General features: G+C 71.3%; 18 protein-coding genes. 11 read left to right on the top strand and 7 right to left on the bottom strand.

The genetic code is table 11. The annotated features are described in order from the left end of the window. Positions 1–73: 73 nt before the first annotated feature. Positions 74–2,116: a TIM-barrel domain-containing protein gene (locus OHU34_RS12195; protein WP_230194530.1), complete on the bottom strand. Its 2,043-nt coding sequence runs from the start codon at positions 2,114–2,116 to the stop codon at positions 74–76. A gap of 74 nt (positions 2,117–2,190) precedes the next feature. Continuing rightward, positions 2,191–3,204: a LacI family DNA-binding transcriptional regulator gene (locus OHU34_RS12190; protein ID WP_142266421.1), complete on the bottom strand. Its 1,014-nt coding sequence runs from the start codon at positions 3,202–3,204 to the stop codon at positions 2,191–2,193. Between the two features lie 413 nt (positions 3,205–3,617). On the opposite strand from OHU34_RS12190, the gene OHU34_RS12185 reads away from it, so the two are divergent. Next, positions 3,618–5,552 (top strand): acyl-CoA dehydrogenase family protein, encoded by a 1,935-nt coding sequence (locus OHU34_RS12185; protein ID WP_405766269.1) that lies wholly within the window; start codon positions 3,618–3,620, stop codon positions 5,550–5,552. Positions 5,553–5,590: 38 nt separating this feature from the next. Here the strand turns inward: OHU34_RS12185 and OHU34_RS12180 are convergent, their stop codons facing one another. The 5 genes from OHU34_RS12180 to OHU34_RS12160 all read right to left on the bottom strand — a co-directional run bounded on the left by OHU34_RS12180 (position 5,591) and on the right by OHU34_RS12160 (position 8,865). Continuing rightward, positions 5,591–6,310 carry a hypothetical protein gene (locus OHU34_RS12180; RefSeq protein ID WP_405766266.1) on the bottom strand — a complete coding sequence of 240 codons (720 nt, stop codon included), beginning with the start codon at positions 6,308–6,310 and terminating at the stop codon, positions 5,591–5,593. Continuing rightward, positions 6,307–7,281 carry a hypothetical protein gene (locus OHU34_RS12175; protein WP_230194528.1) on the bottom strand — a complete coding sequence of 325 codons (975 nt, stop codon included), beginning with the start codon at positions 7,279–7,281 and terminating at the stop codon, positions 6,307–6,309. Before OHU34_RS12175 ends, OHU34_RS12180 begins: the two co-directional genes overlap by 4 nt. A gap of 71 nt (positions 7,282–7,352) precedes the next feature. Next, a complete protein-coding gene (locus OHU34_RS12170; RefSeq protein WP_142266425.1) occupies positions 7,353–8,210 on the bottom strand; it encodes a ThiF family adenylyltransferase in 858 nt (285 codons plus the stop codon). A 33-nt stretch (positions 8,211–8,243) separates the two neighbouring features. Continuing rightward, the gene (locus OHU34_RS12165) at positions 8,244–8,684 is read right to left on the bottom strand and encodes a ubiquitin-conjugating enzyme E2 (protein ID WP_230194527.1); all 441 of its coding nucleotides are present in this window, start codon (positions 8,682–8,684) and stop codon (positions 8,244–8,246) included. Between the two features lies 1 nt (position 8,685). Beyond that, a complete protein-coding gene (locus tag OHU34_RS12160; RefSeq protein WP_020128630.1) occupies positions 8,686–8,865 on the bottom strand; it encodes a hypothetical protein in 180 nt (59 codons plus the stop codon). 244 nt (positions 8,866–9,109) lie between these two features. Between OHU34_RS12160 and dxr the strand changes: the two genes are divergently transcribed. The 10 genes from dxr to OHU34_RS12110 all read left to right on the top strand — a co-directional run bounded on the left by dxr (position 9,110) and on the right by OHU34_RS12110 (position 19,946). After that, the gene (dxr, locus tag OHU34_RS12155; RefSeq protein ID WP_142266427.1) at positions 9,110–10,363 is read left to right on the top strand and encodes a 1-deoxy-D-xylulose-5-phosphate reductoisomerase; all 1,254 of its coding nucleotides are present in this window, start codon (positions 9,110–9,112) and stop codon (positions 10,361–10,363) included. Next, on the top strand, positions 10,360–11,664 hold the full coding sequence (locus tag OHU34_RS12150) for an RIP metalloprotease (RefSeq protein WP_142266428.1): 1,305 nt from the start codon (positions 10,360–10,362) through the stop codon (positions 11,662–11,664). Before dxr ends, OHU34_RS12150 begins: the two co-directional genes overlap by 4 nt. 216 nt (positions 11,665–11,880) lie before the next feature. Then, positions 11,881–13,038 (top strand): flavodoxin-dependent (E)-4-hydroxy-3-methylbut-2-enyl-diphosphate synthase, encoded by a 1,158-nt coding sequence (gene ispG, locus OHU34_RS12145; RefSeq protein ID WP_405766263.1) that lies wholly within the window; start codon positions 11,881–11,883, stop codon positions 13,036–13,038. 419 nt (positions 13,039–13,457) lie between these two features. After that, entirely contained in the window at positions 13,458–14,306 is an 849-nt protein-coding gene (locus OHU34_RS12140; RefSeq protein WP_020128626.1) for a GNAT family N-acetyltransferase, read from the top strand. A gap of 21 nt (positions 14,307–14,327) precedes the next feature. Beyond that, positions 14,328–14,858 carry a GNAT family N-acetyltransferase gene (locus OHU34_RS12135; protein WP_054239666.1) on the top strand — a complete coding sequence of 177 codons (531 nt, stop codon included), beginning with the start codon at positions 14,328–14,330 and terminating at the stop codon, positions 14,856–14,858. Positions 14,859–14,965: 107 nt separating this feature from the next. Continuing rightward, entirely contained in the window at positions 14,966–16,666 is a 1,701-nt protein-coding gene (locus OHU34_RS12130) for a proline--tRNA ligase (RefSeq protein WP_405766261.1), read from the top strand. Between the two features lie 115 nt (positions 16,667–16,781). Beyond that, the gene (locus tag OHU34_RS12125; protein ID WP_405766258.1) at positions 16,782–17,180 is read left to right on the top strand and encodes a hypothetical protein; all 399 of its coding nucleotides are present in this window, start codon (positions 16,782–16,784) and stop codon (positions 17,178–17,180) included. Next, the gene (locus tag OHU34_RS12120; RefSeq protein ID WP_142266431.1) at positions 17,180–18,154 is read left to right on the top strand and encodes an FAD:protein FMN transferase; all 975 of its coding nucleotides are present in this window, start codon (positions 17,180–17,182) and stop codon (positions 18,152–18,154) included. Before OHU34_RS12125 ends, OHU34_RS12120 begins: the two co-directional genes overlap by 1 nt. Further along, entirely contained in the window at positions 18,151–18,732 is a 582-nt protein-coding gene (locus OHU34_RS12115; RefSeq protein ID WP_405766256.1) for a ferric reductase-like transmembrane domain-containing protein, read from the top strand. The genes OHU34_RS12120 and OHU34_RS12115 overlap by 4 nt, the downstream gene beginning before the upstream one ends. Next, positions 18,729–19,946 (top strand): NADH-ubiquinone oxidoreductase-F iron-sulfur binding region domain-containing protein, encoded by a 1,218-nt coding sequence (locus OHU34_RS12110; protein ID WP_142266433.1) that lies wholly within the window; start codon positions 18,729–18,731, stop codon positions 19,944–19,946. Before OHU34_RS12115 ends, OHU34_RS12110 begins: the two co-directional genes overlap by 4 nt.

The raw sequence follows: 19,946 nt of genomic DNA, 5'->3' as shown, positions 1-19,946 counted from the left end.
TGACTCAGGTTTTACGGGCGGCCGGTCCCTCCCTGGTCCGGGACCGGCCGCCCGGGTTCTGCTCCCCGCGCGGCTACTCCGTCACCGGCAGCCGCGCCCCGTCCCGCAGGAACAGCGGAAGGCGGTCCAGCGGGGCGTCGACGGTCACGGCCTCGCCGCCCTCGTACGTCTCGCCCGTCCACGCGTCCGTCCAGGTCGCGCCGGCCGGGAGGTAGGCCGTGCGGGCCGTGGCGCCCGCGGTCAGCACCGGGGCGACGAGCAGGTCCCGGCCGAAGAGGTAGGAGTCGTCCACCGACCAGGTCGCCTGGTCGTCCGGGAACTCCAGGAACAGCGGCCGCATCGGCGGCAGCCCCTCCTCGTGGGCCTCCCGCATCACCCGCAGGACGTACGGCTTGAGCCGCTCGCGCAGCCGCAGGTACTTCTCCAGCACCGTGCCGGCCGCCTCGCCGTACGACCACACCTCGTTCGGGCCGCCGGTCATGTCCGGGCCCAGCGGCATGCCCGGGTCGCGGAAGCCGTGCAGCCGCATCAGCGGGGACACCGCGCCGAACTGGAACCAGCGGACCATCACCTCCTGGTACGCCGGGTCGCCGGGGTCGCCGCCGTGGAAGCCGCCGATGTCGGTGTTCCACCACGGGATGCCCGACAGCGCGGTGTTCAGGCCGGCCGCGATCTGCCGGCGCAGGGTCGCGAAGTCGGTACCGATGTCACCGGACCACAGGGCGGCGCCGTAGCGCTGGCTGCCCGCCCACGCCGAGCGGTTGAGGCTGATGATCTCGTCCTCGCCGCAGGCGCGCAGACCCTCGTGGAAGGTGCGGGCGTTCTCGGCCGGGTACATGTTGCCGACCTCCAGGCCCGGACCCGCCCAGTAGCGCAGGTTCTCCTGGAAGCCGGGCTTCAGCTCCGGTTCGCAGGCGTCCAGCCAGAAGGCCGTGATCCCGTACGGTGCCAGGTAGTTGTCGCGGATCTTCGACCACACGAACTCCCGGGCATCGGGGTTCGTCGCGTCGTAGAACGCCACCTGGACCGTCGACGCGACGCCCTTGTCCGGCCAGTCGGCGTGGGCCATCGGGCCGTACTGGGTGCCGATGAGATAGCCGCGCTGCTCCATCACCGGGTGGTTCTCGCTCAGCGGCGACACGGACGGCCAGACGCTCACCACCAACTTCACGCCCAGCTCGTCCAGTTCGCGGACCATCGCCGCCGGGTCGGGCCACTCGGACAGGTCGAACTTCCACTCGCCCAGGTGGGTCCAGTGGAAGAAGTCGCACACGATGACGTCGAGCGGCAGGCCCCGGCGCTTGTACTCCCGTGCCACGCCGAGCAGTTCGTCCTGGGTGCGGTAGCGCAGCTTGCACTGCCAGAACCCCGCCGCCCACTCCGGCAGCATGGGGGTGCGGCCGGTGGCCGCGCTGTAGCGGCGCTGGGCGTCGGCGGGGGCGCCGGCGGTGATCCAGTAGTCGATCTGCCGGGCCGAGTCCGCGACCCAGCGGGTGCCGTTGCCGGCCAGTTCCACCCGGCCGATCGCCGGGTTGTTCCACAGCAGGGTGTAGCCGCGGCTGGAGGTGAGCACCGGGATGGTCACCTCGGCGTTGCGCTGGACCAGGTCCAGGACCAGGCCCTTCTGGTCCAGCCGGCCGTGCTGGTGCTGGCCGAGACCGTACAGCTTCTCGTCGTCGTAGGCGGCGAAGCGCTGCTCCAGGCGGTGGTGGCCGTTGCCGACGGCCGTGTAGAGGCGGGTGCCCGGCCACCAGAAGTGGGCGCGTTCCTCGGCCAGGATCTCCGTGCGGTCGTCCGTCCGCAGGAACCGGATCACACCCTCGGCGCTCACCTCGACGGTGAGGGTGCCGACGGTCAACTGCCCCTCGGCATCGGTGATCTTGACGGTGCTCTCGGTGGCCGGCGGCTCGTCGAGGAGCGCGCCCGGCAGCCCTTCGAGGATCGGCCCGCCGAGCCGGGCGCGCACCCGGACGGCGTCCGGACCCCACGGCTCGACCCGCAGGGTCTCCTGGCGGCCGCTCCACTCCAGGGCGCCGCCGTGCTCACGGAAGGTGCCGACCGTGGGCGACGACTGCGCGAGGCTGACCTGAGGCTGGTTCTCGGCAGGCTGGTTCATGTGAGGTGCTCCTTGAAGGAGTGCAGACATGGCGGTGCCCTGGCAAGGGCGCGACGACGGAAGAGCGGGGTGGGTCAGGAGGCGGTGGGCGCCGGTCCCGTGCTCGCCCGGACCGTCAGCTCGGGCGCGATCAGCACGACTTCGTCGTTGCCGTGTCCCGCCAGCTTGGCGACGAGGCGTTCCACGGCGTGCCGGCCCATCTCCTGCGCGGGGATGGCGACCGACGTCAGCCGCACCGAGGCCTGGACGGCGACCTGGTCGGGGCAGATGGCCACCACCGACACGTCCTCCGGAACGGCCCGGCCCTGCTGGCGCAGCAGCGCGAGCAGCGGCTCGACCGCCGACTCGTTCTGGACGACGAACCCGGTGGTGCCCGGACGCTCGTCGAGGACCCGGGCCAGGGTCACGGCCATCGCGTCGTACCCGCCCTCGCACGGGCGGTGCAGCAGCCGCAGGCCCAACTCCTTCGCCCGGTACCGGAGTCCGTCGAGGGTGCGCTCGGCGAAGCCGGTGTGCCGTTCGTAGACGGCCGGCGCCTCGCCGATGACAGCGATGTCACGGTGCCCCAGCATCGCCAGGTGCTCCACGCACAGCGCGCCGGTCGCCGCGAAGTCCAGATCGACGCAGGTCAGACCGGAGGTGTCGGCGGGCAGCCCGATCAGTACGGACGGCTGGTCGGTGGAGCGCAGCAGCGGCAGCCGCTCGTCGTCGAGTTCGACGTCCATCAGGATCATCGCGTCGGCGAGCCCGCTGCCGGTGACGCGGCGGACGGCGTCGGGACCCTCCTCGCCGGTGAGCAGCAGGACGTCGTACCCATGGGTGCGCGCGGTGGTGGCCACCGCGATGGCGATCTCCATCATCACCGGCACATAGATGTCGGTGCGCAGCGGGATCATCAGCGCGATGATGTTGGACCTGCTGCTGGCCAGCGCGCGGGCGCCCGCGTTCGGGTGGTAGCCGAGTTCCCGGATGCTCTGTTCCACCCGCTGCCGGGTGTTCGTGGAGATGGACCGCTTGCCACTGAGGACATAGCTCACCGTGCTCGCCGAGACTCCGGCGTGCTGGGCGACCTCGGCGAGGGTGACCATCCAGCTCTCCAAGTTTTGTGAAGCGCTTCGACAGTGCGCAGGGCGAACAGGGGCGGGTGAGGGTGGTTCGACAGTAGCTCTAGCGGGGGTAGGTGTCCATAGGTTGTCGAAGCGCTTCGACAGCGAGTTGTGGGGGATTGGTGGAGAACAGTACGGCACGCTTTTCCGGCCCCCGCGGCCGCCACTCGTTCGGCGCAAGCTCCGCACCGGCGACGGGTGCGTCCCCGGCGGCGGAGCGGATGCCGAGCCTCGAAGGGAACAGGCCACCCGGACCGCGGCCGTACGCCTCCGGCACCGGCCGGACGCACGCGCGTGGGGTGGCCACCTCGCCCCGGATCGGGTACCAACGATCGGGTAGCACCCATCGGTAACCAATGTGGCCCGAGATCCCGATTCGCGGCGAGGTGAGCCTCATGTCCGCACCACCCCTCAAGAAACCCACTGTCACCGAGCGCGAGGCACGCCAGGTCGCCGAGGCGGCGCGGGAGCAGGACTGGCGCAAGCCCAGCTTCGGCAAGGAACTGTTCCTCGGCCGCTTCCGGCTGGACCTCATCCATCCCCATCCGCTGCCCACCGACGAGGCCGTCCGGCGCGGTGAGCAGTTCCTGACGAAACTCCGCGCCTTCTGCGAGACGAAGGTGGACCCGGCCCTCATCGAGCGTGAGGCCCGCATCCCCGACGAGGTGATCAACGGGCTCAAGGAGCTCGGCGCCCTCGGCATGAAGATCGACCCCAAGTACGGCGGCCTCGGTCTCACCCAGGTGTACTACAACAAGGCGCTGGCCCTGGTCGGCTCGGTCAGCCCCGCGGTCGGCGTCCTGCTCTCGGCGCACCAGTCGATCGGCGTACCGCAGCCGCTGAAGCTGTTCGGCACCCCGGAACAGAAGCAGCGGTTCCTGCCGCGCTGCGCCCGCACCGACATCAGCGCCTTCCTCCTCACCGAGCCCGACGTCGGCTCCGACCCGGCGCGGCTCGCGACGAGCGCGGTGCCGGACGGGGACGACTACGTCCTCGACGGGGTGAAGCTGTGGACCACCAACGGTGTGGTCGCCGACCTGCTGGTCGTGATGGCCCGGGTGCCGAAGAGCGAGGGCCACCGGGGCGGCATCACCGCCTTCGTCGTGGAGGCGGACTCGCCCGGCATCACCGTCGAGAACCGCAACGCCTTCATGGGCCTGCGCGGCATCGAGAACGGCGTGACCCGCTTCCACCAGGTCCGGATCCCGGCCGCGAACCGCATCGGCCCCGAGGGTGTGGGCCTGAAGATCGCCCTGACCACGCTCAACACCGGACGGCTCTCGCTGCCCGCGTCCTGCGTGGCGGCGGGCAAGTGGTCGCTGAAGATCGCCCGTGAGTGGTCCGCGGCCCGTGAGCAGTGGGGCAGGCCGATCGCCCACCACGAGGCCGTCGGCGCGAAGATCAGCTTCATCGCGGCGACCACCTTCGCCCTGGAGGCGGTGCTCGACCTGTCCTCCCAGATGGCGGACGAGGACCGCAACGACATCCGGATCGAGGGCGCGCTGGCCAAGCTCATCGCCTCCGAACTGGGCTGGCGCATGGCCGACGAGCTGGTCCAGATCCGCGGCGGCCGCGGCTTCGAGACGGCGGCCTCGCTGGCCGCCCGCGGGGAGAAGGCCGTCCCCGCCGAGCAGGTCCTGCGCGACCTGCGGATCAACCGCATCTTCGAGGGCTCGACGGAGATCATGCACCTGCTCATCGCCCGGGAGGCCGTCGACGCCCACCTCTCGGTCGCCGGTGACCTGATCGACCCCGACAAGTCCCTTCAGGACAAGGCGAGGGCGGGTGCGAACGCGGGTGTCTTCTACGCCAAGTGGCTGCCGAAGCTGGTGGCGGGGCCGGGTCAACTGCCGTCCTCCTATGCGGAGTTCAAGCACGGCATCGACCTCTCCCCGCATCTGCGGCACGTCGAGCGGCACTCCCGCAAGCTCGCCCGCTCCACCTTCTACGCCATGTCCCGCTGGCAGGGCCGGATGGAGACCAAGCAGGCCTTCCTCGGCCGGATCGTCGACATCGGCGCGGAGCTGTTCGCGATGAGCGCGGCCTGCGTGCGCGCCGAACTGCTGCGCTCGCGCGGCGAGAACGGCCGGGAGGCCTACCAGCTCGCCGACGCCTTCTGCCGCCAGTCCCGGATCCGCGTCGACGAGCTCTTCGGCCGGCTCTGGAGCAACACCGACGACGTGGACGGCAAGGTCGTCAAGGGCGTCATGGCCGGCACCTACGAGTGGCTGGAGCACGGCATCATCGACCCGTCCGGGGACGGCCCCTGGATCGCCGACACCACACCGGGACCCAGCGAGCGGACGAACGTCCACCGTCCCATCCGCTGAGCGGGCGCCGGGACGTGTCTCCGCCACCGTGCGCGGACTCACGTCCCGGCGGCGCCGCCCCCGGCGCTCGGTGCCTTTCTGGTGAGCACCCGGACCACGTTCGTCGGAACGGTGATCACCCGGCTCCTGGCCCGGGCGGTCACCGCCAGCTCGACCCAGCGCGGCATCGGATCCGGCGGCAGGGCCGCACCGGCCCGCAGTTCGAGACGCCTGACGAGCTGTGACTCCAGCTGCCACAGCGCGATGTCCAGGCCGCCCTCGGGGACGTCGTACGACAGCGTCCGCGTGAACTCGGACTCCGTGTTCACCGAGATGGTCGACCTGGTGAGCCGGGACCACTGCGCGCTGGCCTGCGCGGCGAGGAAGGGGATGTCCAGCTTCGCCTCCAGACCGATGGTGGTCGCCAGCTCCCGGGTGGTCTCCTCGCTGACGCCCACGCGGACCGTCCGCTCGTCGGTGAACTGGCTGGGCCCGTCGGTGGACACCACCCACAGCAGCCGCCAGCGCTGCACATGGCCGAGCCGGAACGTCAGTACCTCGGAGGCCGCGTCCAGCTGTGACGACGTCAGCTCGTCGAAGCCCGGCTCCCGCGCGAGCAGCCGGCGGGTGAACGCCGGCGCGGAGATGCTGTGCGAGACCAGCCAGGCGGACTGGCGGCGCTGGAGCTCACCGAGCGACGAGCCCACCGACTCGCCGAGGAAGGCGGGCGGTTCACGATGGGTCAGGGCGATGGTGCGCCGGTTCGTGGTCGTGCTCATGGCCGGGGTCCGCTCTGTCCGCCCCGGGCGGCCGGCCCGGCCGGCCGGTGCAGGGCCCGGTGATGGATGTCGGCCGCGCACTGGGCGATGGATTCCACCGCCTTGAGCGCGAAGGCGAGATCGCCGGACCGGTCGCCGGTCAGGCTGACCTCGAGGGTCTGGTTCCCCGCGACGGTCACCTTCAGCAGCCCGTCGGTGGTGTGCGCCGAGGACGGGTACAGCACATGCACGGTCACCGGGACCCGGCCGGCCCAGACCACCTGGCCGGTCACCGCGATCCTGTCCGAGCGGACGACATGGCGCAGCCCGCTGTACTTCGCTATCAGGTCCCGGTCACGGGCCAGCCGTTCCTGGCCCTGGGGCGAGTCGGTCCAGCCCGGCACCGACAGCGGCACGGGCCCCTGCGCCGCCGGGTCGGGCACCGCGACGATCCCGCCCGCCGAGCCCGCCGAGCCCGCCGAGCCCGTGGGGTCGGGCGGCCCCTCGGTCACGATCAGGTTCTCTGCCGTCAGCTCGTAGTAGTGCCGGTCGCCCCGGACGAAGAGGAAGTGCCGGGCCGACGCGAAACCGCGGCTGTCCGTGCCCAGGCTGGCGAAGAAGAAGTCGTGGTTGTGCCCCTGGGCGTTCACCGTGTCCCGGTATCCCTCGATGTCCCCGGGGCTGAGGTTGCGCAGCTGGTTGGGATGGTGACTGTGCCAGCTGCCCAGATGCTCGATCTCGGGGTACCGCTTCTCCAGCCGCCGGAACTCCTGGATCTGGAACTCGGTGTCGCCGCGGTGGAACGTGGGGGTGCGGTCCGCCCGCGGCCCGTCGTCGATGTAGTCCACGACGTGCAGTTCCAGCCGCTCCATCGCCTCGTGGCGCTCGTCCAGGCGCTCGGACCGCTTCGTGCCCCGGATGAACCCGACGTACTTGCCGCCCACCTCCACCTCCGGATGGTCGAGGATCTCCTGCGTGAAGCGATGCGTCACCTGGGGTCGTACGAAGACCCGAAGCGTGGCTGGGCATTTCTTCCGGGCTGTTCCGAACATCTCCACCGTCCTCACTCGCTGCCCGTGTCGGGCTCGGTGGCCGGCCCACAGGCGAGATGGCACCCGGTGAGCGGCCGGAGCAGGATGCGCGTGTTGTCGTACGAATTGCCGAAGAGGCCTTCGGCCCGGCGGATGCCGACGGTCAGCCAGTTGAAACTCGGCTGAAGGAGATACCGCGAACGGCGGCCGCCCAGCAGCGAGAGCACGTAGTGGGCGTGGTACGAGGCCACGATGGAGATGTCGGCGGCCAGCCCGGAAGCGGCGAAGTCGGCCTCGCCCAGGCCGTAGATCCGCTGCTGTTCCTCATCGGTGAGTTCCAGCCAGTCGTCGAGGTCCAGGCCCCGGTCCATGCAGAACTTCAGCTTGCAGTCGTGGCAGCCGGTCTCGCCCGGAAGGTAGGCGTACACCTCGCCGCCCAGCCCGGTGCGGAACACCATGCCGAAGACACACGGGACGCGGCTGCGCACACACAGCTCGTTGACGTAGTTGCGGGCCACGGCGTCGTCGACCGCGCACACCACCAGGGTCGCCCCGGCGATCGCCCGCTCGATCTCGGGGGACCTGGTCACGTCGTGCGCGAAGGAGTCGACCCGGCTCGCCGGATTGCGGTCCACGAGCCACTCGGTGGCGATGTCGGTCTTGAGCCGCCCGAGGTCGCTGCGCCGCGCCGGATGCTTGACCAGGTTCTCCGGCTGGAGCACATCGGGGTCGAACAGCGCCCAGTCTCGGATGCCGCACATGGCCAGGCGCTCCATGACCACGGTCCCTCCGCTTCCCAGGCCGACCAGGACGATCCTGGCCCGGCCCAGTTCGGAGGTGTCGAGGAGATAGTCGATGCGGGATGTGTCGAGCACCGCGTCAGCGGTCATACCAGGACCTCCTCAGATGCCCGGTTGCCCCGTTCAGTGGGGCTGCTGCGGGCCCGGCCATACCTGCCGCTCGACCCAGATCTCGTACTTGTTGAGCCAGATCGCCGCCTTCGCGACCACCGCGGCCGCCGAGAAGAAGGAGGACCACTGCCTGCGACGCATCACACAGATCGTGCCGTCCGCGTACATGTGCGGGTTCTTCACCGGCGTCCAGCCGTGCGGCCAGACCCGCGGAAGGCTGTGCGGATAGCCGTCGGGCAGATCGATCCGGATGTCGTACCGGGTGCCGGCGAACGTCCGCAGCGGGCCCCGGGCGACCGCCCACGTGCCCGCGCGCGCAGTCGTGGAGTCCAGGACGAACCCGGGGAAGTGCAGCGCCAGGATGCGTCTCTCCTCGGCCAGCCGGCCGCCCACCGGATCGGCGCCGATGACCAGACTGCGGGTGACCTTGATGTCCCTCGCCTCGCCCGGCACCTCAGGACCGGCCCGTCCGGGAGTACTCCCCCTTCTGGTCGGCGATGCCGACGATCGGCTTGTTGATGAACCCGGCGGGTGACTTTCCGGCGGCATAGATGTTGCCGTCCTCACCGACCTCCACCAGGTCGTTGTCACCCAGCGATGACAGCAGTTGCTCCGCCTCTGCGCGGCTCGTCATCAGAACCCCCCCGATCGATCCGCAGATCCTGCGCGAAAGCTAGCGGCACGGATAGGTGAAGTGCCAACGAAATAGACCAAGTGATCTATATGGGAAACCGTGCGGAAAACTCCGTACGGCGGACGATATTAAGTGCACACTTTCGACCACCTTCGGTCGTGCGGGGTGGGGCGTACGCGACCGCTGGACCCTCCCGGGGGACACCCCGGTCCTGCCGCACACCCGTTGCGGCAACAATGGGGGGATGAGCGACAGTCCAGCCCCCCTCGCCGACCCGCACCTCGTCTACGACCCGGTCGCGGGCGACGGCCCGAAGGACGTGGTGATCCTCGGCTCCACCGGTTCGATCGGCACCCAGGCCATCGACCTCGTGCTGCGCAACCCGGACCGCTTCCGGGTGAGCGGCCTGTCCGCCAACGGCGGCCGGGTCGCCCTCCTCGCCGAGCAGGCCCGCAGGCTGCGGGTACGGACCGTCGCGGTCGCCCGCGAGGACGTCGTGGCGGCCCTGCGCGAGGCCCTCGCTGCCGAGTACGGGACGGGGGAGCCGCTCCCCGAGATCCTGGCCGGCCCGGAGGCCGCCACCCTGCTCGCCGCCTCCGACTGCCACACCGTCCTCAACGGCATCACCGGCTCCATCGGCCTCGCGCCCACCCTCGCCGCCCTGGAGGCCGGCCGCACCCTCGCGCTCGCCAACAAGGAATCGCTCATCGTCGGCGGCCCGCTGGTCAAGGCGCTGGCCGCGCCCGGCCAGATCATCCCGGTGGACTCCGAGCACGCGGCCCTCTTCCAGGCTCTCGCCGCCGGCACCCGCGCGGATGTGCGCAAGCTGGTCGTCACCGCATCCGGCGGCCCCTTCCGCGGCCGCACCAAGCGGCAGCTGGCGAGCGTGACGGTCGAGGAAGCCCTCGCCCACCCCACCTGGTCCATGGGCCCGGTGATCACGATCAACTCCGCCACCCTGGTCAACAAGGGGCTGGAAGTCATCGAGGCGCACCTCCTCTACGACATTCCCTTCGACCGCATTGAGGTCGTCGTGCATCCTCAGTCGTATGTCCACTCGATGGTGGAGTTCACGGACGGATCGACGCTGGCCCAGGCGACGCCCCCCGACATGGGCGGGCCGATCGCCGTCGGTCTGGGGTGGCCCCGGCGCGTCCCCGACGCGGCACCCGCCTTCGACTGGAGCACGGCGTCGACGTGGGAGTTCTTCCCGCTCGACAACGAGGCCTTCCCCTCGGTGAACCTCGCCCGGCACGTGGGCGAGCTCGCGGGCACGGCCCCGGCGGTGTTCAATGCCGCCAACGAGGAGTGTGTGGAGGCGTTCCGCAAGGGCGCCCTCCCGTTCAACGGGATCATGGAGACCGTCACCCGGGTCGTGCAGGAGCACGGCACGCCGGCGACGGGAACTTCACTCACCGTGTCGGACGTCCTCGAAGCGGAGACCTGGGCACGGGCCCGGTCCCAGGAACTGACGGCTACCGCGGAGGCGCGTGCATGACAGCCCTGATGATGATCCTCGGCATAGTCGTCTTCGCGGTCGGCCTGCTGATCTCGATCGCCTGGCATGAGCTGGGACACCTGTCCACGGCCAAGCTCTTCGGCATCCGGGTTCCGCAGTACATGGTCGGCTTCGGCCCGACGATCTTCTCCCGGAAGAAGGGCGAGACCGAGTACGGCGTCAAGGCCATCCCCTTCGGCGGCTACATCCGCATGATCGGCATGTTCCCGCCGGGCGACGACGGCCGGATCACGGCACGCTCCACCTCACCCTGGCGCGGCATGATCGAGGACGCCCGCTCGGCCGCGTACGAGGAGCTCCAGCCGGGCGACGAGACGCGCATGTTCTACACGCGCAAGCCGTGGAAACGGGTCATCGTGATGTTCGCGGGCCCGTTCATGAACCTGGTGCTCGCGGTGGGTCTGTTCCTCACCGTCCTGATGGGCTTCGGCATCCAGCAGCAGACCACCACCGTCTCCTCGGTCTCACCCTGCGTCATCTCGCAGAGCCAGAACCGCGACGAGTGCAGGTCGACCGACCCGGCCTCCCCGGCCGCGGCCGCCGGCATGAAGCCCGGCGACAAGATCCTCTCCTTCGCCGGCCGGCAGACGGACGAGTGGAACACGCTCTCCGACCTGATCCGGGTCAGCGCCGGCAAGGAGGTGGCCATCGTCGTCGACCGGGACGGCAAGGAACTGACCCTGCACACGACGATCGCCACCAACCAGGTCGCCAAGAAGGACTCCGACGGGACCTACGTCCAGGGCGAGTACATCAAGGCCGGCTTCCTCGGCTTCAGCGCGGCCACCGGCGTCGTCAAGCAGGACTTCGGGGACTCCGTGTCCTGGATGACCGACCGGGTGGGCGAGGCCGTCGACTCCATCGCCGCTCTCCCCGCCAAGATCCCGGCCCTGTGGAACGCCGCCTTCGACGGCGCTCCGCGCGAGCCCGACTCACCCATGGGCGTGGTCGGCGCGGCCCGTGTCGGCGGTGAGATCTTCACCCTGGACATCCCGGCCTCGCAGCAGCTGGCCATGGCCGTGATGCTGGTCGCGGGCTTCAACCTCTCCCTGTTCCTCTTCAACATGCTCCCGCTGCTGCCGCTGGACGGCGGGCACATCGCGGGCGCCCTGTGGGAGTCCCTGCGCCGCAACCTGGCCAAGGTCCTGCGCAGGCCGGACCCGGGCCCGTTCGACGTGGCGAAGCTGATGCCGGTGGCGTACGTGGTGGCGGGCATCTTCATCTGCTTCACCGTGCTGGTCCTCATCGCGGACGTGGTGAACCCGGTGCGCATCTCCTAGCCACCCTCGCGTCACACGCGGTTCGCGGCGGCCCGGGACGATATGTTCCGGGCCGCCTTCCATCGAGTGGGTTCGACGGCCGGCGAGGGTCCCTCCGCCGAGTGGTTTGGAGGTGGGGGAGTGCTCGCGCCCGCGCCGGTGCCGTAATCTCGAAGCCGGGAACCCGCCTGAAGACGGGACCTGGGCCTTGATCCACGACTTGGGGTTGCACAGCAGATGACTGCGATTTCTCTCGGCATGCCGTCCGTTCCGACCAGGGTTGCCGAGCGCCGGAAGAGCCGGCAGATCCAGGTCGGATCCGTGGCGGTCGGCGGAGACGCCCCGGTGTCCGTGCAGTCGATGACCACGACCCGTACCTCCGACATCGGCGCCACCCTCCAGCAGATCGCCGAGCTCACCGCCTCCGGCTGCCAGATCGTCCGCGTGGCCTGCCCCACCCAGGACGACGCGGACGCCCTCGCGGTCATCGCCCGCAAGTCGCAGATCCCGGTGATCGCGGACATCCACTTCCAGCCGAAGTATGTCTTCGCCGCGATCGAGGCGGGCTGCGCCGCGGTCCGGGTGAACCCCGGCAACATCAAGCAGTTCGACGACAAGGTCAAGGAGATCGCCAAGGCGGCGAAGGAGCACGGCACCCCGATCCGCATCGGCGTCAACGCCGGTTCGCTGGACCGCCGCCTGCTCCAGAAGTACGGCAAGGCGACCCCCGAGGCCCTCGTCGAGTCCGCCCTCTGGGAGGCCTCCCTCTTCGAGGAGCACGACTTCCGCGACATCAAGATCTCGGTCAAGCACAACGACCCGGTCGTGATGATCGAGGCGTACCGCCAGCTCGCCGCCCAGAGCGACTACCCGCTCCACCTCGGCGTCACCGAGGCCGGCCCCGCCTTCCAGGGCACGATCAAGTCGGCGGTCGCCTTCGGTGCCCTGCTCTCCCAGGGCATCGGCGACACGATCCGCGTCTCCCTGTCGGCCCCGCCGGTCGAGGAGGTCAAGGTCGGCAACCAGATCCTGGAGTCCCTGAACCTCAAGCAGCGCGGCCTGGAGATCGTCTCCTGCCCGTCCTGCGGCCGCGCCCAGGTCGACGTGTACAAGCTGGCCGAAGAGGTCACCGCGGGTCTCACGGGCATGGAGGTCCCCCTCCGCGTCGCCGTCATGGGCTGCGTCGTCAACGGCCCCGGCGAGGCCCGCGAGGCCGACCTCGGCGTCGCCTCCGGCAACGGCAAGGGCCAGATCTTCGTGAAGGGCGAGGTCATCAAGACCGTCCCCGAGTCGAAGATCGTGGAGACCCTCATCGAGGAGGCCATGAAGCTGGCCGAACAGATGGAGGCGGACGGCATCACGTCCGGCGAGCCGTCGGTATCGGTCGCGGGCTGACTGTCCCGAACATCTGCGCCGCGCCGGGTGCAGCCGCCCTGCCCGGTGGTCGGGGCGAGGGCCGGTCGTCTTGCGCTTGTGTGCCGGGCGGGGTGCATCCATCCCGTCGGGCGTTCGAGGACGACGGTTGGCCATTCTGAACTTCCGCGCAGGGCGGGGTGCGTACGGCCTGTCGCGTGGTGGGGGGACGAGGCTCGGCCGTCCCGATCTTCTGGGCCGGGCAGGTGTATCCAGCCCGTCCCGCGATTGAGGACGAGGCCGTTCAGGCCGACAGCGGGGATCTGGGGGCGGCAGCCCCCAGGGACCGCAAGACACCCGACGGTCACGGCAGACGAACGCCCACTGAACACAGGTCGGCACCGCTCAGCTTCCGCAGGTACAGTGCGGGGACCAGCAGACCTGAGTGTGAGGCCCCGCGCGTGTTGACCCAGACCACCTCCCGGGTCCTCGAACCGAGCGACCTGGACGCCGCGCTCGCCGTCCTCGACCGCGAGCCGGTCGCCAACGCCTTCGTCACGTCACGGGTACAGGTCGCGGGCCTCGACCCGTGGCGCCTCGGCGGCGAGATGTGGGGCTGGTACGAGGACGGCATGCTGACGTCCCTGTGCTACGCGGGCGCCAACCTCGTCCCGATCTGCGCGACACCGAGAGCGGTGCGCGCCTTCGCCGACCGCGCCCGCCGGGCGGGCCGCCGCTGCTCCTCGATCGTCGGCCCCGCCGAGCCGACGACCCAGCTGTGGCGCCTCCTCGAACCCCACTGGGGCCCGGCCCGCGAGGTCCGCACCCGGCAACCCCTCATGGTCACCGACCGCATGCCCGCCGACACCGCCCCGGATCCCTACGTCCGCCGCATCCGCAAGGACGAGATGGACACGATCATGCCCGCGTGCGTGGCGATGTTCACCGAGGAGGTCGGCGTCTCCCCGATGGCCGGCGACGGAGGCCTGCTCTACCAGGCCCGGGTGGCCGAACTCGTCGGCTCCGGCCGCTCGTTCGCCCGCCTCGACGACCGGGGCAGGGTCGTCTTCAAGGCGGAGATCGGCGCGGCGACCTCCCACGCCTGCCAGATCCAGGGCGTGTGGGTGGCCCCGGAGTACCGGGGCCAGGGCCTGGCCGCCCCCGGCATGGCGGCGGTCCTGCGCTACGCCCTGGCCGACGTGGCCCCGGTGGTCAGTCTCTACGTGAACGACTTCAACACCACGGCGAGGCGCACGTACAGGAGGGTGGGCTTCCAAGAGGTCGGCGCCTTCATGAGCGTCCTCTTTTGAGGCCCCTGTAGGCTCCCCGCCATGGACCTCGTGATCGGCCCCTTGGACCTCCCCGCCCATGTGGACGAGGCCCTGGCCGTACAGGCGATCGCCTTCGGACTGGGCCCCGACGAGGTGGCCGTCCGCCGGCAGATCGTCCTGCGCCACATGGCGCACCCGGGCGCGAGAGCCTTCGGCGCGACCGTCGGAGAGCGGCTCGTCGGCTTCGTCTACGGCATGCCCAACGACCGGGCCCACTGGTGGTCGACGGTCGTGCAGCCCTACCTCCGGGCCCAGGGCAACGAGCAGTGGCTGGACGACTCCTTCGTGATCACGGAACTGCACGTCCACCCCGCCCACCAGAACCGCGGCGCGGGCCGGGCCCTGATCACCACGATCACCGACACCGCGAGCCAGCCCCGCTCGATCCTCTCCGCGATCGACACCGAAAGCCCCGCCCGGGCGCTCTACCACTCCCTGGGCTACCAGGACCTGGCCCGCCGCGTCCTGTTCCCCAGCGCTCCCCGTCCGTACGCGGTGATGGGCGCCCCGCTCCCGCTCCTGCGCGGATAACGGATTTCCGGCCCGCCACGCTCCCCGGCTAACCTCCTAGCCAACACCCTCCCCCGCTCTCGGCGGCGCTCGAGCGGGGGACCCCCTTCGGCAGGAGTACGAGAACCATGGCGAACGCACCGGTCCAGCGCATGTCCCAGTTGATGGCGAAGACGCTGCGCGACGACCCTGCGGACGCCGAGGTCCTGAGCCACAAGCTCCTCGTCCGCGCCGGCTACGTCCGCCGTACCGCCGCCGGCATCTGGTCCTGGCTGCCGCTCGGCAAGAAGGTCCTCGCCAACGTGGAGCGCATCGTCCGCGAGGAGATGGACGCGATCGGCGCCCAGGAGGTCAGCCTCCCCGCCCTGCTGCCGCGCGAGCCCTACGAGGCGACCGGCCGCTGGGACGAGTACGGCCCGGAGCTGTTCCGCCTCCAGGACCGCAAGGGCGGCGACTACCTCCTCGGCCCCACCCACGAGGAGATCTTCACGCTGATCGTGAAGGACCAGGCGTCCTCGTACAAGGACCTGCCGGTCATCCTCTACCAGATCCAGACGAAGTTCCGTGACGAGGCGCGCCCCCGGGCCGGCATCCTGCGCGGCCGTGAGTTCCTCATGAAGGACTCCTACTCCTTCGACACCGAGGACGAGGGTCTCGCCCAGTCCTACGCCCTGCACCGCCAGGCGTACCAGAAGGTGTTCGAGCGCCTCGGCCTGGACTACCGCATCTGCGCGGCGACCGCGGGCGCGATGGGCGGCTCCAAGTCGGAGGAGTTCCTCGCCCCGGCCGGCGCCGGCGAGGACACCTTCGCCGACTGCCCGAACTGCGACTTCGCGGCCAACACCGAGGCGATCACGTACGAGTTGCAGCCGGTGGACGCCGACGGCGTGGCCGCTCTCGAGGAGATCCCCACCCCGGACACCCCCACCATCGAGACCCTGGCCGCCCACCTCGGCGTCCCGGCCTCGGCCACCCTGAAGAACCTCCTGGTGAAGGTCGACGGCGAGATCGTCGCCGTGGGCGTCCCCGGTGACCGCGAGGTCGACCTCGGCAAGGTCGAGGCACACTTCGCCCCGGCCGCCGTCGAGCTGGTCACCGCCGAGGACTTCGTGGGCCGCCCGGACCTGGTCCGCGGTTACGTCGGCCCGCAGGGTCTGGACAAGGTGAAGTACATCGCCGACCCGCGCGTGGCCCCGGGCACCGCCTGGATCACCGGCGCCAACAAGGAGGGCCTGCACGCGAAGAACGTCGTCGCGGGCCGGGACTTCGAGGTCGGCAGTTACGTCGACGTCGTGGTCGTCCAGGACGGCGACCCCTGCCCGAAGTGCGGCACCGGCCTCAGGCTGGACCGCGCCATCGAGATCGGCCACATCTTCCAGCTGGGCCGCAAGTACGCCGACGCCCTCAAGCTCGACGTGCTCGGCCAGAACGGCAAGCCGGTCCGCGTGACCATGGGCTCGTACGGCATCGGCGTCTCCCGCGCGGTGGCCGCCCTCGCCGAGCAGAGCGCCGACGAGAAGGGCCTGTGCTGGCCCGCCGAGGTCGCCCCGGCCGATGTGCACGTCGTCGCGGCGGGCAAGGCCCTCCAGACCGAGCTGGCGCTCGACGTCTCCGAGAAGCTGCGCGCGGCCGGGCTGCGCGTCCTGGTCGACGACCGGGCCGGCGTCTCCCCGGGCGTGAAGTTCACGGACTCCGAGCTGATGGGCGTGCCGAAGATCCTGGTGGCGGGCCGCCGCTCGGCCGAGGGCGTGCTGGAGCTGAAGGACCGCAGGACCGGCGAGCGCGAGGAGCTCACGGTCGACGAGGCGATCGCCCGGCTGACGGCCTGATTTAAAGCAACGTCTCAGGGAGTTCTGCCGGGGCGTATGGCTGCCTCACAGACTTCTCCCAGACCGTTCCCCGACCGTAGGACGTGACAGAACGTCACTGCGGAGGGGAACGGTCATGGCGACCAGGGAAGAGGAACGGGGGGCCGCTGCAGCGGTCCGCAGAGGTGCGCGGCGTACGGCCGCCCTGGCCGCGGCGGTCACGCTCGCGGCGGCGGCCGGGGTGTTCGCCCTGGTCGGCACCATGCAGGCCGACGCCGAGACGACGGCGAGCGGCACGAGCAGCAACTCCAGCTCCAGCTCCAACTCGGACACCGGGTCCACGGACACCGGTACAACCGACGGCAGCAGTACCGACGGCAGCAGCACCGACAGTGGTACGGACTCCTCGTCGAGCACCTCGTCGAGCACCTCGTCGAGCAGTTCGTCGTCCTCCGACAGCGACAGCTCCTCCTCGGACGGCGGTCTCACCTCCTCCTCCGGCGGCTCCGCCGACTCCACCTCGGGAGCGTCGTGATGAGCGCCTCCCCCGAGTCCCGCACCACGGCCGCCGCGGAGTGGCGGGCCCTCGGCACCACGGTCCGCCTGGTCGTCACCGACCCGGCCCTGCTGGAGTCGTGCAACCTGCTCCTCGCCCGGCACCTCGCCGAGGTCGACGCGGCGTGCAGCCGCTTCCGCGCAGACTCCGAACTGGCCGCCCTCGACGGCGCCGCCGGCCGCCCGGTCCGGGTCAGCCCGTTGCTCGCCGAGGCCCTCGGCGTGGCCCTGCGCGCGGCCGAGGCCACCGACGGGACGGTCGACCCCACCGTCGGCTCCGCGATGGACGCCCTCGGCTACGACCGTGACTTCACCCTCCTCCACGAGGACGACCGCCCGGTCCGGCTCACGGTCCGGCGCACCCCGGGGTGGCGCGCCGTGCGCCTGGACCGGGCGACCGGCACGGTGACCGTCCCCGAGGGCATCCGCCTCGACCTGGGTGCCACCGCCAAGGCGTGGGCCGCCGACCGGGCCGCGGGGACGCTGGCCGGGGCGGCCGGCTGCGGAGTCCTGGTGAGCCTGGGCGGCGACACGGCCGTCGCGGGGGAGTCCCCGGCGGACGGCTGGCAGATCCGCGTCCAGGACATCACGGGATCCGTCGACGAGACCCCCGCGCAGGGCCCCTACGACGCGGTGGGTCTGCGCGGTGGCGGCCTGGCCACCTCGGGCACGACCGCCCGGCGCTGGCGGCGCGGCGGCCACGACCTGCACCACATCGTCGACCCGCGTACCGGCCTGCCGGTCCGTTCCCCGTGGCGCACGGTCTCCGTCGCCGCCGCGACCTGCGCCGACGCGAACGCGGCGAGCACCGCGGCCCTGGTGAAGGGCGCGGGCGCGGAGCGGTGGCTGCGACGGCGGGGCCTGCCGGCGCGTCTGGTGGCCCAGAACGGCACCGTCGTCACCACGCCCGGCTGGCCCCTGTCGGCCGCTCTGTCACAGGAGGCGGCGGCATGACCTCCGAGACCCTCTGGTACGCCAACCGTGCCACCGGTGCCGTCTGCCTCGTCCTCTTCACGGTCGTCGTCCTGCTGGGAATCGCGGTCCGGTCGAGAACCCGGCTCCCTGGGCTCCCGCGTTTCGGCACGATGAGCCTGCACCGCACGCTCTCCCTCTCCGCGACCGCGTTCCTGGCCCTGCACATCACCACCGCGGTCCTGGACGGCTATGTCGACATCACCGTCGTGGACGTTCTCGTCCCCTTCGTCGGTGACTACCAGCCCCTCTGGCTAGGCCTCGGCACGGTCGCCCTGGACCTGATGCTCGCGGTCCTGGCCACCAGCCTGCTGCGGGAACGCCTCGGCCACCGCACCTGGCGGACCGCCCACCGGCTGGCGTACGCCTCCTGGCCGGTCGCGCTCGTCCACGGCATCGGCATCGGCACGGACACCGGCGCCGACTGGATGACCTGGCTGACCGTCGCCTGCGTGGCCGCGGCGGTCGCCGCCTTCGCCGCCCGCCTCGCCCACGCCGCCCGCGCCGGCCGCCGCACCCCCGCGGCCCTCCTGCGCACCGCCGAAGGAGCCCGACCGTGACCGCCACCTTCCCGGCCCTCCACATGCCGCCACGTCTGCTCGCCCCCGGCGCCACCCCGGCCGACCTGGCGACCCACCACCAGCGTTACGGCCCGGAGGCGCACGGCGACCCCGAGATCCTGCTCCGCACGGTCGCCGAGTCCGGCCTCACCGGGCGCGGCGGAGCCGGCTTCCCCACGTACCGGAAGCTCGTCTCCGTCGCGGAGGCCGGCCGGCGTACCGGCCGCGCTCCCGTCGTCGTGGCCAACGGCGCCGAGGGCGAACCGGCCAGCCGCAAGGACAGGACACTGCTGCGCCTGTCGCCCCATCTCGTCCTGGACGGGCTCCAGCTGGCGGCCCGCACGGTCGGCGCGGGGGAGGCGTACCTCGCCGTCGAAGACGGCGCGACCTGGCTGGAATCCGCCCTCGCCCAGCGCACCGCGGACCCGCTGCCGGTGAAGGTCGTCCGCCTGCCCAAGTCGTTCCTCTCCGGGCAGGCCGCCGCCCTCGCCCGGTACGTCTCCGGCGGCGCGGCCCTGCCCACCCACCGGCGCCCGCCGGTCCGCGAGCGCGGAGTGCACCGGGCCCCGACCCTCGTACAGAACGTCGAGACCCTGGCCCACCTCGCGCTGGTCGCCCGCTACGGCGCCGACTGGTACCGCACGGCCGGTACCCCGGCCCAGCCCGGCAGCGCGCTGTGCACGGTCCATGTGCCGGGCCGCGAACCCCGGGTGGTGGAGGCGCCCTACGGTCTGCCCCTGGGCCGGCTGCTGCCGCTGGAAGGCGCCGGGGCGGTGCTGGCCGGCGGTTACCACGGCACCTGGATACCGGCCCCGGAGGCGACTGAACTGGCACTGGACGCCGGCTACTTGGGCGCGGGCGTGCTCGCCGTGCTGCCCGTCGACCGCTGCGGGCTCGCCGAGACCGCGCGCGTCCTGCGCTATCTCGCCCTCCAGTCGGCCGGCCAGTGCGGCCCCTGCCTCAACGGCCTGCCCCGCATCGCCGGCGCTTTCCGTACCCTCGCCGCACCCGGCCCCCAGGGCACCGTCCGCGCCGACCTGGCACGCTGGTCGGGCCTGGTCGAGGGCCGGGGCGCCTGCCACCACCCCGACGGCACCGTTCGCCTGGTCCGCAGCGCCCTGACCACGTTCGCCGCCGAGGTCGACGCACACGCCCGGGGCCACTGCACCGCGACCGACCACACGCCCCTGCTGCCCGTCCCCGTGGAGGGCTGA

The organism is Streptomyces sp. NBC_00080 (assembly GCF_045041255.1).
Taxonomy (GTDB): Bacteria; Actinomycetota; Actinomycetes; order Streptomycetales; family Streptomycetaceae; genus Streptomyces; species Streptomyces coriariae.
This window is presented reverse-complemented; position numbering and strand designations above follow the sequence as displayed.

Bases quoted from the DNA above. Each gene is read 5' to 3' on its own strand.
- OHU34_RS12195 (WP_230194530.1), bottom strand. From the start codon at position 2,116: ATGAACCAGCCTGCCGAGAACCAGCCTCAGGTCAGCCTCGCGCAGTCG.
- OHU34_RS12190 (WP_142266421.1), bottom strand. From the start codon at position 3,204: ATGGTCACCCTCGCCGAGGTCGCCCAGCACGCCGGAGTCTCGGCGAGC.
- OHU34_RS12185 (WP_405766269.1), top strand. From the start codon at position 3,618: ATGTCCGCACCACCCCTCAAGAAACCCACTGTCACCGAGCGCGAGGCA.
- OHU34_RS12180 (WP_405766266.1), bottom strand. From the start codon at position 6,310: ATGAGCACGACCACGAACCGGCGCACCATCGCCCTGACCCATCGTGAA.
- OHU34_RS12170 (WP_142266425.1), bottom strand. From the start codon at position 8,210: ATGACCGCTGACGCGGTGCTCGACACATCCCGCATCGACTATCTCCTC.
- OHU34_RS12160 (WP_020128630.1), bottom strand. From the start codon at position 8,865: ATGACGAGCCGCGCAGAGGCGGAGCAACTGCTGTCATCGCTGGGTGAC.
- dxr (WP_142266427.1), top strand. From the start codon at position 9,110: ATGAGCGACAGTCCAGCCCCCCTCGCCGACCCGCACCTCGTCTACGAC.
- OHU34_RS12150 (WP_142266428.1), top strand. From the start codon at position 10,360: ATGACAGCCCTGATGATGATCCTCGGCATAGTCGTCTTCGCGGTCGGC.
- ispG (WP_405766263.1), top strand. From the start codon at position 11,881: ATGACTGCGATTTCTCTCGGCATGCCGTCCGTTCCGACCAGGGTTGCC.
- OHU34_RS12135 (WP_054239666.1), top strand. From the start codon at position 14,328: ATGGACCTCGTGATCGGCCCCTTGGACCTCCCCGCCCATGTGGACGAG.
- OHU34_RS12130 (WP_405766261.1), top strand. From the start codon at position 14,966: ATGGCGAACGCACCGGTCCAGCGCATGTCCCAGTTGATGGCGAAGACG.
- OHU34_RS12125 (WP_405766258.1), top strand. From the start codon at position 16,782: ATGGCGACCAGGGAAGAGGAACGGGGGGCCGCTGCAGCGGTCCGCAGA.
- OHU34_RS12120 (WP_142266431.1), top strand. From the start codon at position 17,180: ATGAGCGCCTCCCCCGAGTCCCGCACCACGGCCGCCGCGGAGTGGCGG.
- OHU34_RS12115 (WP_405766256.1), top strand. From the start codon at position 18,151: ATGACCTCCGAGACCCTCTGGTACGCCAACCGTGCCACCGGTGCCGTC.